The organism is Hespellia stercorisuis DSM 15480 (assembly GCF_900142165.1).
GTDB classification, from domain to species: Bacteria; Bacillota; Clostridia; order Lachnospirales; family Lachnospiraceae; genus Hespellia; species Hespellia stercorisuis.
In genome coordinates this window covers 44,685-58,397 of record NZ_FQZY01000006.1, presented here as the reverse complement: position 1 = coordinate 58,397, position 13,713 = coordinate 44,685, and the positions used below count along the sequence as shown (strand labels likewise).

General features: G+C 44.4%; 9 protein-coding genes. 1 reads left to right on the top strand and 8 read right to left on the bottom strand.

The features are described 5' to 3' along the window. Positions 1-107: 107 nt before the first annotated feature. Positions 108-404: a hypothetical protein gene (locus BUB85_RS01125; RefSeq protein ID WP_073103970.1), complete on the bottom strand. Its 297-nt coding sequence runs from the start codon at positions 402-404 to the stop codon at positions 108-110. Positions 405-977: 573 nt separating this feature from the next. Here BUB85_RS01125 and BUB85_RS01120 point away from each other — a divergent pair. Next, positions 978-1,265, top strand: a complete 288-nt coding sequence (locus BUB85_RS01120; protein ID WP_073103968.1) for a DUF6809 family protein — start codon at positions 978-980, stop codon at positions 1,263-1,265. Between the two features lie 86 nt (positions 1,266-1,351). On the opposite strand, the gene BUB85_RS01115 is transcribed toward BUB85_RS01120, so the two are convergent. The 7 genes from BUB85_RS01115 to BUB85_RS01085 form a co-directional block, all read right to left on the bottom strand. Then, positions 1,352-2,008: a GNAT family N-acetyltransferase gene (locus BUB85_RS01115; protein WP_073103967.1), complete on the bottom strand. Its 657-nt coding sequence runs from the start codon at positions 2,006-2,008 to the stop codon at positions 1,352-1,354. Positions 2,009-2,343: 335 nt separating this feature from the next. Next, positions 2,344-2,946 (bottom strand): ABC transporter ATP-binding protein, encoded by a 603-nt coding sequence (locus tag BUB85_RS01110; RefSeq protein ID WP_242945288.1) that lies wholly within the window; start codon positions 2,944-2,946, stop codon positions 2,344-2,346. Then, on the bottom strand, positions 2,936-3,913 hold the full coding sequence (locus tag BUB85_RS01105; protein ID WP_242945311.1) for a FecCD family ABC transporter permease: 978 nt from the start codon (positions 3,911-3,913) through the stop codon (positions 2,936-2,938). Before BUB85_RS01105 ends, BUB85_RS01110 begins: the two co-directional genes overlap by 11 nt. A 109-nt stretch (positions 3,914-4,022) precedes the next feature. Beyond that, positions 4,023-5,093: a heme ABC transporter substrate-binding protein IsdE gene (gene isdE / locus BUB85_RS01100; RefSeq protein WP_073104146.1), complete on the bottom strand. Its 1,071-nt coding sequence runs from the start codon at positions 5,091-5,093 to the stop codon at positions 4,023-4,025. A 46-nt stretch (positions 5,094-5,139) separates the two neighbouring features. Beyond that, positions 5,140-6,198 carry a heme-binding Shp domain-containing protein gene (locus tag BUB85_RS01095; protein ID WP_073103966.1) on the bottom strand — a complete coding sequence of 353 codons (1,059 nt, stop codon included), beginning with the start codon at positions 6,196-6,198 and terminating at the stop codon, positions 5,140-5,142. A gap of 12 nt (positions 6,199-6,210) precedes the next feature. Continuing rightward, positions 6,211-13,155, bottom strand: a complete 6,945-nt coding sequence (locus BUB85_RS01090; protein ID WP_073103965.1) for an NEAT domain-containing protein — start codon at positions 13,153-13,155, stop codon at positions 6,211-6,213. 41 nt (positions 13,156-13,196) lie between these two features. After that, a complete protein-coding gene (locus BUB85_RS01085; RefSeq protein WP_073103964.1) occupies positions 13,197-13,646 on the bottom strand; it encodes a hypothetical protein in 450 nt (149 codons plus the stop codon). Between the last annotated feature and the right edge of the window lie 67 nt (positions 13,647-13,713).

Genomic DNA, 13,713 nt, shown 5'->3' with positions numbered 1-13,713 from the left:
GGTCAGGTCCTTTTTTTAAAGCAGGGAAATATGCACCCTTCGGACATATCCCCCTGCTTTTCATTCATGTTCCAACCGGAATCCTCTTGTTTTCCCTGTCTGCCAATTCATCTGGAACTTTCCCGCTCTTTCTCTTTAGGATCCGCTAAATGCTTTGCACGCTCCATTTGTCCCAATGCTCTTTGCAGCGCAGCGGCTTCCGCCTCTGTCAGGGTTTCTCCTTGAGACTTCAAATAATCCATTGTAGCAAATTGGCAGTTCCGAAACGCTCCCATCATCAAGGAATGCTCCGTCCCAAACTTCTGATACCTAATATTCTTCGTGCCACCGTTCTTGTAATATTCTTCCAATCCAGAAATATCACCGGAACAGGCGAATGTAAATAACTGCTCGATATCATGCATCGTTCTACCCCCTTCGTTATTGGTCTTCCAGTTCCAGCATACATACGATTTGAATAGTCCATTATATTCTTTCCCAGCTCATGGTTTGCTCTATCCTTAAAAATTATATCAGCTGGTTGTAGTAGAAAAACAGGTCTGCTAATGGCACCATAGCCTAAACTGCCCACTGTGAAACAGGCAGCTGTCAACAAAATGGCTGCATATTCCTGCTTTTGGAATATACAGCCTGCTTTAAAATCAGGTTTTAAAAGAGAACCTTGACTTTTTTGCATTGCTACGTTAACTTATTAGCGACCCGATAAAGTGAGGTGAGGTGATTGGGGAATAAATGGATGGGCTGTCCGTCAGATAACCCAAAGGACCTTTCGCTGAAAGTATATCTTGATAAAGTGTCCATAAAGTTACGGCGACCCCAAACAGAAATAGAAGGAAGTGGCGTCAAACTTAGCAAAGCATCTCGCCACTCCCTCCACCAGCACATGCCCGAAGGAAGATACGGCGTAAATAATATAACATGCGCACTCAGTCCTTTCAAGGCAGTGTGTAAAACATAACGAAAGGACGAGCACCAATATGAAAAATATTTTACATGACCTGTACAATGGCAAGATCATCCCGTGGGAACGGTATAATCCGGGCAGTGACAAACAGAATGAAATCCTCAGCAAAATAGAGGAAAGAGAGCGGTATTTCACGGCAAAATTGTCGCCGGATGACTCTCAACGATTTCAGGAGCTAACCCAGCTATACAGGGATCTTTCCAATGTCGAAGAAGACGATCTTTTTTCCTATGCCTTCACCTTAGGGCTACTTCTGACTATGGATGTAATGAAAGAAACAGAGATGATTTATAACGACTGAATCTCTCTATGATAACAGTACGGCGGGGGGATTTCCCCCCCGCCGTATAACTTATCTTAAAGAGTCCTCTATAAGACGAACCCTTTTCAAACGCCAGTTCCACCAATAACGGAATGGCTGAGAATATAAAATTCCTCTTGACTTGACTGTGTATTTTTCTCAAATAATTCCAAATTCTGATTAAAGCGTTCCGCTTCTACTTCATCTATATCCATCACTGAGCTTTGAAAATAAAACCATTTGCGTCCATCAATTGCTTTGGGCTTTAATTCCTTTACCAGCATTGCTGTTGGGAAAGTTCCATTTTCAAGACAGATATTATATTTTTTGCAGCTTTTAAAACCACTGCTTACATAATTGCTGGGACTGCCAAAAATAACAATTGTATCGTATCCAAGCCTGGCTGCCCTTTCAAAAGAATATTGCAGAAGCATTTTGCCGTATCCCATTATTTGATATTCGGGCATAATACAGACCGGACCAAAGGTGAGGATTTCTTTCTCTTCCATGGATTCATCGACTAGTTTGGCCTTTGTGTACATGATATTCCCGATGACCTCACCGTCTGCCTCAATGACAAAATCCAGTTCTGATAGAAAATCTTTATGAAATCGCATAACATGAACCAGATAATGCTCATCGCACCCAGGGACATATAAATTCCAAAAGGCCTTCCTTGTAATATCTTCAACTTTTTTATAATCAGCTTTGGCTTCATTTCTTATTTTTATTACATGACTCATTTGAATTTTCCTCCTAAAAAATAAACGCTAACCTTTCAGGAGGTTTGTGCATTGGATTGTATTTACGCAAACCTCCCGGTTATGCTACAATCACCGCTGTGTTCCTGTTTTTCATAAAGTGGCTCCTTATGTACTTTTATTTGATTCATAATAACTGCTTTATATTATATACTAACTCTTGCCCCAAAACAACAAGAAATGGAGTATAAAAAAACTGGCAGAGACTATACTTTTCTCAAGCCAGATATCCATTTCCTCTCCTTACTATATACACATATTTCTTCACCTTTTGTGTATTCTGTTCCGTTTTTCCACTTTATTTAACTGTATACACTCTATACACCCCTATATCCCCTGCACCAGTTTACGTCCAGAAATAAAATCTTTGTATTCTGCGCCAGTGCCATTGCGATCCATACGCGCTGCCGCTGTCCGCCGGACAGTTTGCCAACCTCCCGGTCACGGTACTTACTCAGGTTCGTCACCTCCAGTGCCCAGTCGATGATCCGCTTATCTTCCTCGCTCTCTGTTGCCATCAGCTTCATGTACGGCGTGCGCCCATAAGATACCAGCTTCTCCACCGTAATGTCATCCATAGCAGAATTATACTGGTGCACAATGGACACCTTCTTCGCCATATCCATCAGTTTCATATTCTGGATGTTCTTGCCGTGTAGAAGCACCTTTCCTTTTTTAGGATTCAGATTTCTTGTCATCAGAGAGAACAGCGTGGACTTGCCGCAGCCGTTGGCCCCCATGATGGTCGTAATCTTTCCCTTTTCAATCTGCAGCGAAATATTTCGCAGGACTTTATTATTTCCATAGGCAAAGGACAGCCCTCTGACTTCCATTGCCGACTTCTGATTCCCCTCTGCCTGTACAGACTGTCCGGTACTTACAGCCTGATCTGTCATCGTATTCGTCATATTAGTTTGCATATTTCGTTGACCTCCTTAACAGCAGAATAAAGAACGGTCCGCCGATGACACTCATGATCACGGCTGCACTGACCTCGTAAGGCGCTGCAATCGTTCTTCCCAGTGTATCCGCAAGCAGGAAAGTCAGTGCCCCCGCCAATGCGGAGAATGGAACCAGCACCTTGTGGTCACTTCCCACCAGTATCCGTCCGATATGCGGCACGATTAAGCCAAGAAAACTGATTGCTCCCGCAATGGCTGTGGCAATACTTGCCAACAACACTGCAACCAGAGAGATCACGATTCTCGTTGTATTCACATTTACGCCAAGACTTCTTGCCGTCTTGTCCTCCAGCGTCAGCAGATTACACTCCCCGATAAAGAGAACTGCAAGAATAAGCCCTGCTGCCACGTACGGGAACAGTGTCACCACATCGTCCCATGTCTTCTGTGTAATGTTGGCCTCCACAATAGATGCCACACCGGTCATATCCCCGCCGGACATGGAGTTAAATGCACTTGCCAGCCCGGTAAATAATGCGTTCACCGCCACACCGGTCAGGATAATGCGCAGAGGGCTTAAACCGCCCTTCCATGATAAGCAGTACACTAAGAAAAATGCGACCACACCGCCCAGGAACGCAACCAGAGGTGTGAAAAAATACAGACTCGGTGCAAATGCGGTGATCAGCACTGCTGCAAAACTGGCTCCACTTGAGATACCGATGATCCCAGGATCTGCCAGTGGATTTTTCAGCACGGCCTGGAACAGTACACCGCTTACCGCAATAGCTGCCCCTGCCAGCATGGAAATCATAATTCTCGGGAAACGCAAATCCCAGATTGTCGCTACATTTTCAATTCGTTTTACAAATAATCCCTGCAGTAATTCGCCGAAGCTTACCTGCAGACTTCCTATATTAATCGCTGCAAAGAACAGGATTACCAGAGCCAGGATCACGACCACAAAAGAAATGGTCGCTCTCATCACCCGTTTCTGCTTTCTGTTCCGGTCCTGCAGCTGTCCTTCGCTTGGCAGAACCTGAAAGCCTGTGTCTTCGCTTATTGTCTTTTCGTTCATCTGATGTCCTTTCCTTCTATTTACTCCCCGCTGCTTCCGATTTCTCTGTGGCATTGGAATCCTCCGCTGCTTTCTGGGCATTCTCACTGTTCTCTTTCGCCTTCTGCTCATCCTCTGCACTTTCCGGATAGAGAATCGGCTGCAGTTCTTCCAGTGCCTGCGGATACTTAAATGTCGCACTCATGCCAAAATACGCATACGTCAGATCATAGACTCTTCCGTTTTTCACTGCGTCAAAATGCTGCCAGATGTCATTGGTCTGAAAATCTTCATTGAACATCTCCACCACCTGATCCGGCAAAGCGTGTGCAGCACGCAGGATAATATCCGGCTCCTTTGTCTTCATATCTTCCGTGTTGACCGTCAGGAACTCCTGGTCACTGCCGGCATAAACATTCTCGCCGCCTGCCATCGCCACCAGACTTCCCACATAGGAATTTTCCGTAGCAATGATGTAGCTCCCAGGCAGTCCCATCAGAATCAGTACCTTGGGATGATCCTTGCCCTCATTCTTTGTCTTATAATCATCATAAAATGTGGTAAATTCATCTACCAGTTCCTTCGCCTGATCCTCGCGGTCGAAGATGTCTCCCAACTCCTGAATGGAACGGTACATCCCCCGGACACTCCGCAGATTCAAAAATGCATAGTCCGTATCCACTTCCTTATACTTCGGTTCCAGATCCGTCTGCAGGGATACCGGACTTAAGATCCAGTCCGGACTTAAAGATGCTACAATCTCCATATCCGGACTCATGGCGGTTCCTACTGTAGCCACATCGTCATAGCGCTCTGGAATCGTAGAGACGCTGGAAGAGCACACGCCCACCAGATCCAGTTCCAGTTTGTCACAGATATCCGCTGTTGCCGGCGAGGTCGCTACGATCTTAGGCTCCTCCGACATGGCTGCCACTTTTGCCTTGGCTGTTGCCACCGCCGCCTTCTCCTCCGGGTCTGTAATCTCAAGCATGGTATCCACATCTTCTGCCAATGTCTCCGCTGTCGAACCTTTTCCATCCGGATGCTGATTGACACAACCTGTGGTACCGACTAAGATAGCGCAGATGCAGACAGCTGTCAAAAGCATCTTTCCTTTGCGTTTCAGTAGATTTAAAGCCAGACGGCTGTCTCTGCTATTCGTCGTCTTCATCGTCATCATCCTCTCCACCCCATCGTTTCCAGTTTCTTCTATAGTAATAGACCACAATCGCTGCCACAGCCAGTATAATCAGACCAGAGGTCGTAATCGCCGCAGTCAGAACCATTGCCTGACTCACTGTGCCATTGCCGCGTCCACTGTCAGCATCTTCTCCGTCCACTCTTGTGGAAAGGCTTAATCCCTGTGCGTCACTTAGTTCCGAATCTGTGGATGCATCCGAAGAATCCGGCGCTGTCGCTTCGGTAATGCTGCTCTGCAGCCCGGCACTTCCTGTGCTTTCTGTATTTCCGGTACTTCCCGTCGTTCCCGTAGTTGTGGATGCCGCACTTCCAGTTCCTGTTGTGGATGCTGCACTTGCTGTTCCCGCTGTGGTTCCATTTTCTGTGGATCCGCTGTTATCTGTTGTGGTCGTTCCACTATTCGCAGTATCTGTTCCACTGTCCCCATTGGTGTCTGTCCCGCCTGAACTTTCTGTTACCATTGTTGCATTCATTCCAGAACTGTTCCCTGCGGAATAATCACTTGGGTACAGATAGAAAATCACATCTCTGCCCATCGGGGTGACATACATCGAACCTCTCACCACACAATTTTCACTCGGTACCTGAATGCATACATCTGCTGTTGCTCCATTGCTGTCTGAACCGGTTCCCGTCACTGCAGTTCCGGTAGATGACCAGCCGGAATCTCCCACATTCTGAACCTGAAAACTCTGATTGGTCGTATAATCCATCAGGCTTAAGCGAATGGTCAGATAGTATTGCCCTCCGTCTGCAACCTCCAGCATGCCGCCGGAATAGACGCAGCCTTCCACCATGCCCTGACCGGTGGTATAAGATGCCTCCCCGCCGGAATCTTCAATTGTTCCGGTCACCGGGTGGGCATAGCATCGGTTAATGGTACAGGTGTACACACTGCCGCTTGCCGCTTTTACTGGAACAGCAGAAATGCCTGCCCCCAAAAGGAGGGCAAGCATAACTGTCATGAAACCAGCTAGACTTTTCTGTAATATGTTGTAAATCTGTCGTTTCATCTGGTGTCCTTTCTATCTGGAAAACTTCAGTAAGCCTCTGCTCTTTAACTTGTACAGTACACCTGCAATTACTGCCAGCAGGCTCATAACCAGTGGTACTGCTGCTGCGGAAGTATTGGTATCATCTGCCGCCTTCGTTGTTGTCTTTGCTTTACTGCCTGTTGATGTGCTGTTTCCCAGTTTCGTTCCACTTGATAAGCTGCTGCTAAGTCCCGTTGATCCCGTTAAAGAATCTTTTCCTGAACTCAGTGAAGTCGTTCCTGATTTCAGTGCGGATGAGCCGCTGCTCAGTCCGGTGCTGCCGCTTTTCAGTGAAGAGCTGCCGGTTGATAATCCCGTGCTGCCACTTGACAATGTAGAACCTGTGCTGGTCTGCCCGGTAGTTCCGCTGGACAGGGTATTATTTCCATTAAGCAGCGAATTGCCGCCATTGTCACTGGTTCCGCTGTTGTCGCCGCCTGTGTTGTTATTCTTATTATCTTCAAACTTGTTATCATCCGATGTTGCAGCCTTAATCGTGCTCCAATCCAGTTTCAGGAATACCGGCTGTGTTCCCGTACCTGCTGAAATACTTTCCATGATTGGCACAAATACCTGAAGTGGTACGTAACCATCCTTCAGAGCCTCGTTGATCATTGGGAACGTGACATGGTTCGGATAATCTGTACCCAAATTATCTTTCACCTTGCTTCCATCACTGTTCAACTGATAATCATCGATCGTCACATCTGCAAGTGTTCCTGCTGGTGCGCCATATTTGTCCAACGTATACCCACTCTTGAAATACTTCAAGTTTCCAAGGTATCCAAAACTTCCGTTGATATTCAGTCCTGCAAAATCTAATGTAAGGTAATACTTGCCTTTTTTTACGGTCAGTTTGATGGTATGGTTAATGGCCTCATTCGACATGGACGCTGTCGTCTTGTCGATCTTTACCGTGTTTCCTGTGATGGAATATACGCCATCTGCAAGTTTTGTAATATCCAGTCCGCCGGTATTGTTATTGTTATCGCTATTACCGTTATTGTTATCGCTATTGCCATTATTGTTATCGCTATTGCCATTATTGTTGCCGCCAGTATTGTTGCCGCCAGTATTTTCTGCCGGTTTAGCTTCTAATGCCAGCATCGCCAATGACAGGTTCGAAGCCTGTTCATTTACCTGTGCCTGTGTGGCTTTCTTGTTCTGATATACCTTTTCAGCTGCCGTGATTACACTCTTTAGATTCTTGATTGTCTTTGCTGTATAAAGGTTTTCTCTTCCTGCCATGTTTGCAGCGCTAAGCAGCATGCTGTGGAGTCCACTCTTATCTACCGTGATTTCCTCCACTTTCTTCATATTTGCCACTGCATAATTCAAGATACGAATCTGTGCATCAATCTCTTCTTGTGTAGCTTTTCCATCTTCATACACATTCTTCGCCTGATCAAATAATGCCTGTAGTGCTTCAATAGCTGCCGCCGAATAGCTTTCCGTATCATTCAGATATGTCTTCGCACTCTCCAATGCTTTCTTAAGTTCTCGCTTGTCCGTGCCGTCTATCTGCAGACTCTTAATTGCATTGTCAATGGACGTTACCGCAGAATTAACCTGTGTCAGCGTTGCCTGCTCATCCTCATAGACTTTCTGTGCATAATCCCTTGCATTCTGGAGGATTGCTTTTGATTCTTCCGTGTACACGACATCTTGATCCTTTAAGTAAGTATCTGCAACGTCAATTGCCTTTTTCAATTCACTCTTGTCTACCTTGACAATCTCTTCACTGAACACATCCATGGCGGCCTGCAATCCTTTGACTGTTGCATCAACTGCTGTCTGATCTACGTTTAAGTTACCACTCACATCATTTGCTGTTGCAATGGCACTCTTTAGCATCTCAACATTTTCTGCTGTATTGCCAGTATCGCCATCTTTCAGTCCATCAAGGAGTGCCTGTGCTTTTTCAATCAATGCGTTGAGATCCTCTTTGTTGGTCTCTGCTCCGCTGATCTGCTTTAATGTATTCCAGTCAAGCTGCAGCTTCGCATACTGTGTACCGCTTCCGGTATTTAAAGATTCCATAACTGGCACATAGACCTGTACCCAGATTTCGTCATCATTTAAGTCTACCGGCAATACCATAAAGTGTGGATACAATTTTCCTTTTACATTAGCATCTGTTCCATTTGTCGGATCATTGTAGTTGTCATATACTCCTTCATAGTAAGATTCTACTTCTGCAGGTACTGGTGTCTCATTGACCGGCATCTGATAGCCACTCTCTCCGCCTTCCCAACCCGGGAAATAATTGAGTGCTGCCAGATATCCGGTGAATTTGCCTGTTCCGAGACTTGTCGTCATTGCATGATACTCCATACGGAGTGTTGCCACAGTATTTCCATTTTCATCGGTCTTTACGATAATCTGCATTGGCTTCACCAGTGCCGCATTCCCCATGGAAGCCTGATCTGCCGATGCATGCCACATTCTTCCATCAATGGTGTAAGTTCCATCATATACGGTATTATCCTGGGCTTTCTGTACCAGTGCTTCCGAAGCTGCCTGTAACAGCTGAATCTGCTTATCAATGCCCTGTTGAGTTGCTCCTGCATGATTGACCGTTGCTTTTGCCGATGTAATAGCTGCCTTAAAATAAGCAGCACTGGCATCGGAATAAGCAGACACATCCAATTTTTCCGCCTCTTCAATCAAGCCAATCAGTACTGACTTATCAATACCTCCGTCCAGATTGTTGACCGCATTCTTAATGGCATTCATCTGATCGCTGACCTGAATTGCTGTAGCATTCGCATCATCCAATACTTTTTTTGCTTTTTCCAGCGTAGTCTGCAGGATATCCCAGCCAACATATCCCTGATTAGTTATGGCTGCCGCTTCATCATATACCTTTTGTAATTCCGTCTTGTCTGCGCGAGCCACAAGACCTTCCCTGGCTGCTTCTAATTTCAAAACGGCTGCATCTAATACCTGCGCTGTCACACCTTCTGTATCCAGCAGCTCTTTAGCAGATGCAATCGCATCAACCAGTGTTTGGAAACTCTTCGGTGTATAGGCATCACCATTGATTTTCTCCGCTTCGGTCACTGCATTCTGTAGTGCTTCTTTACTGGCTGTCTTTGACAGGTCACTGACTGCTGCATTTACCGCTTCCGTCTGTGCATCAACTTCTGTTTGAATTGCCACCCCATCGTTATTGACCTTGGTCGCTGCTGCAACTGCACTCTGCAGTGCTGCAATCTTGTTGGTATCATACCTGTCAGGATCTTTTGCTGCCTCTGCAAGTTTTTCATTGGCATTTGTAATCGCTTCTGTAAGCTTGCTCTTATCCACTTCCTGTTTTACAAAGTCTGAGAAGTTCAGCGTTGCGGATACTTCTTTGCCGTCACTGTCTTTATAACGAATAGAAACCATGTTGCTGACATTGCCTATTGCAAAATTCACTCTGGTAATTGCACCATCTTCGTCTTTCTCTGTCACTGCATCCACATATGCCTTCTGTGCCAGATCATAGTAAGCAAGTCCTTTGATCCCCTGAACATCCATATAAATCTGTGTACTTGTAACTGCCTCGTCCCCTTCGCCCTTTGTGGAAATCAGCATTCTAGTTCCGGTAACGATGTTGGTATCTCCCGTTGTTCCGGTTGCTGTATATAGTCCGTCCTCTAAAGAAACGACATCGGGTTTTTTCAATCCGTCAATTGCTGCTTGCAGATCTGTGTAAGCCTTTGTCAGCTTATCGTTATCTGTAGAATTCTTATACACCTCTACTGCAGTATTATACGAACCTTCCAATGCCTTCCAAGTATCCTCTGTGTACTCTTCTTTTACCGCTGTCTTAGCAATATTAATTGCCTCTCCCAAAGCATCCTTGATTGGTGCATCTGGGGTTTCATCGGAAATCTTCTCAGCATTTGCCCAATCCAATGTCAGCCATGCGCTTTGTTCAAAACTTCCTCCGCCGATAGCATCCATGACAGGGACCTTAAATCTTGCCGGCCATTTGGCATTATCACTAACCAACTGAACATACCCTTCTCTTGGATAATAATTTAATGAGTTCTCATTAAATACATCCGTCAGATAACTTCCATCATCGTTCTTATAATAAGAAGTAAAGATAACAGGATTTAATGTACCTGCGGGATAATTGCCATTCATAGTTAAATCTGAGCCATACAGCCACATCTTTGTCATATATCCTGTCAATCCAAGACCAGTATTAGTCACAGTTGTAAAATCTGAATAAAGTGTCTTGACTCCATTTTTCACAACAACTTTTCCTATATCTGCAAGACACTGATCTGCCATAGACAACTGTCCATCAATGAGCATATGGTATACGTTAATTGGCACCTGATAAGTGCCATCTGTTAAATCCTCTCCTGTTGCCGTTGTATCTTTTAGCTCATACAGGCAGAAATAACCTATTCGATCTGTTTTAACAACATAGAAACCGTCTTCAGGACCTATAATATCGACTGAACCTTTCGCCTGCGGGTCAATCCCTCCGGTTCCGTCACCACCCCAATACGCCAAACGAACATTTTCATTCTTCCATCCTTCTGGAATTTTGAATTTCATTGTTACTTTTCGAGATGTATTGATCGATTTTATGCCTGTCTTGAATTCGTAGTTCCAATAATACATATACATATTCTTCGATGCACCGTCTAAATTGGTATGGAATAAGCTGTACCCATCATCTGTGGTCTTTGGATCATCCACAATTTCATCTGCTACCAGTTTCGTCTCTTTTGAAAGAACCGTTGTATCTGTAGCGATTTTTGCACACGCAATATTATCCTCTATTTCAAAAGATTCCGTTTCCTGCATAGATGGATAAAGAGTAATGTACGTTTCGCCATATCCAAGTTGATACTTGTAATACACCGTTTTACCGAGCGCAATATCTTTCTCATCAGAGAGATTAAACGACAGTTTTATTGCACCATTTTCAATGGCAATACCATCCCCTGCCTTGCACCACTGGCTCAGCTGCGCTGCTCTAAATGTCTCCTGATATTGTTCATTTATATTTACACCAGCGCTTGCTGTATCGTCTGCAACTGACCAGAATGTTGATTTGTTATCAAGCATGTCCTCCGGTACTTTCTTTCCCCATGGCGCTTGTGTAAATATATTATAAGTCACCGCTTCTGTTGTTTTATACTCGTCCACTGATATTTTCTGGGCTGTATTCTCATCAAAATCTATATACAACATCCCTGTTTGACCATCTGCAGTTGCTGTATACAATAATATATCCGCTGAAATATCCTCCAACTCGACCGTGAAATCCGTGTAATTATTATGAATATCATAGTTTGTATCGATCCAATATTTATCATTTTCTTCAACAAATCCAGGTTTTAAAGCCGCATTGAAATTTGCATTTTGATAATCATACCCTTCAATCCAGTTTTTTGTTCCCGCCTTCTGTCCAAAAAGAGTTTTTGTGTCACTATAATATTTTTGTTTTAAAACCTGATATAGTACATCTTTGAGGTTATTTGTTTTTCTAAAAGTAACCTCATATTTTCCGTCTTTTGCTACAACAAGTGCCTGTCGGCCTCCCTCAACAAAATAGTTTCCCGTCAGGCTTTTTTCCCTGTCAGCGTAGGCTTGGAATTGAACTGCATAAGTGCCATCTTCCAGTATGTTCGAAGTCTCTGGTTTTTTCACTAACTGCTTAATTGCATTTTGTAATTGATTCAGAATCGCCTGTTGATATCTCTCCGGTATTTCGTCCGGTTCTGTGATACTGTCCCGCACATCTACAAACTCTGCCCAGCTCTCCGGGGTGTAATCTGACTCATTTAATTTCTTTGCTTCTTCCAGCAATGCTTTTAATTTGTCCAGCGTTGTTTCTACCTTCACCAGATTGTCCATTGCTTCCTGCAGACCGTCTAAGATCGCCTGCTGATATTTCTCCGGTATTTCGTCCGGTGCTGTGATGCTGTCTCTGATATCTACGAAATCTGCCCAGCTTTCCGGGGTGTAATCTGACTCATTTAATTTCTTTGCTTCTTCCAGCAGTGCTTTCAATTTGTCCAGCGTTGTTTCTACCTTGACCAGATTGTCCATTGCTTCCTGTAGTCCATCTAAAATCGTCTGCTGGTATTTCTCCGGTATTTCGTCCGGTGCTGTAATACTGTCTCTGATATCCACGAAATCTGTCCAGCTTTCCGGGGTGTAATCTGACTCATTTAATTTCTTTGCTTCTTCCAGCAGTGCTTTCAATTTGTCCAGCGTTGTTTCTACCTTGACCAGATTGTCCATTGCTTCCTGTAGTCCATCTAAAATCGTCTGCTGGTATTTCTCCGGTATTTCGTCCGGTGCTGTAATACTGTCTCTGATATCCACGAAATCTGTCCAGCTTTCCGGGGTGTAATCTGACTCATTTAATTTCTTTGCTTCTTCCAGCAATGCTTTCAATTTGTCCAGCGTTGTTTCTACCTTAATCAGATTGTCCATTGCTTCCTGCAGACCGTCTAAAATCGCCTGCTGGTATTTCTCCGGTATTTCGTCCGGTGCTGTGATGCTGTCTCTGATATCCACGAAATCTGCCCAGCTTTCCGGGGTGTAATCTGATTCGTTCAATTTCTTTGCTTCTTCCAGCAACGCTTTCAATTTGTCCAGTGTCGTTTCCACCTTGACCAGATTGTCCATTGCTTCCTGCAGACCGTCTAAAACCGTCTGCTGGTATTTCTCTGGTATTTCGTCCGGTGCTGTGATGCTATCCCTCACCTCTACAAAATCTGCCCAACTCTCTGGAGTATAATCAGATTCATTTAATTTATTTGCTTCTCCCAGCAATGCTTTCAATTTGTCTAACGTTGTTTCAGTTTCGCTTGCATAGACGGTTGCAATTGAACTTGATAGAAACGGATAGACATTTCCAGATACAACTGACATTATTAGCAATAAGGTCAAAATTCCCTTTCTTACTTTTTTCATATTTCCTCCTCTTATCCTTTTTCGCTAGTTCTAATATAGCTTTAGTAAATTACCAAATCTCCAGTTGCACTAATCGGCATAATTGACGATTTGATTGTAAAGCTGACAGTCAACTTCTGAGGAAAAGCCATGCTTTCTGTAAACTGGAAAGCGTCATATTTACCGTTACCATCTTGATCTAACATTGTTGCCGCAGTTCCGTTTACGGTAATCTCTCTCATGTTTGAAGTTATTCCATACGCCTTAAAATCCTCAACCAATCCAACCGTTACGGTAAAAGTACCATCCGAGTTTTCTTGAGCGTTGGTCTCTCCTATTGCACCATTTCCCATTGATTCAACTTTTGAGTCAGTGCCATATGTGCCTTCTTTATAAAGAGCCGCCTGATGTGTCGCCACATCTCCATTCGCTGCAAAAGCCGCAACCCCCATCGCCATAATCACTGTTGCTGTAAGAACTGCAGCGGTTAATTTTTTGAGTAACTTTTTCATGTTATCCCTCCTCTCCACCTTTTCGGCTTGAAATTTATTGTCGTCCGCAGATACGCCATGCTAACTT

What these genes read in the sequence shown, in the direction of transcription:
- BUB85_RS01105 (WP_242945311.1), bottom strand. Translation starts at nt 3,913, where the DNA reads ATGAGAGCGACCATTTCTTTTGTGGTCGTGATCCTGGCTCTGGTAATC.
- BUB85_RS01115 (WP_073103967.1), bottom strand. Translation starts at nt 2,008, where the DNA reads ATGAGTCATGTAATAAAAATAAGAAATGAAGCCAAAGCTGATTATAAA.
- BUB85_RS01090 (WP_073103965.1), bottom strand. Translation starts at nt 13,155, where the DNA reads ATGAAAAAAGTAAGAAAGGGAATTTTGACCTTATTGCTAATAATGTCA.
- BUB85_RS01110 (WP_242945288.1), bottom strand. Translation starts at nt 2,946, where the DNA reads ATGCAAACTAATATGACGAATACGATGACAGATCAGGCTGTAAGTACC.
- BUB85_RS01095 (WP_073103966.1), bottom strand. Translation starts at nt 6,198, where the DNA reads ATGAAACGACAGATTTACAACATATTACAGAAAAGTCTAGCTGGTTTC.
- BUB85_RS01085 (WP_073103964.1), bottom strand. Translation starts at nt 13,646, where the DNA reads ATGAAAAAGTTACTCAAAAAATTAACCGCTGCAGTTCTTACAGCAACA.
- BUB85_RS01125 (WP_073103970.1), bottom strand. Translation starts at nt 404, where the DNA reads ATGCATGATATCGAGCAGTTATTTACATTCGCCTGTTCCGGTGATATT.
- isdE (WP_073104146.1), bottom strand. Translation starts at nt 5,093, where the DNA reads ATGCTTTTGACAGCTGTCTGCATCTGCGCTATCTTAGTCGGTACCACA.
- BUB85_RS01120 (WP_073103968.1), top strand. Translation starts at nt 978, where the DNA reads ATGAAAAATATTTTACATGACCTGTACAATGGCAAGATCATCCCGTGG.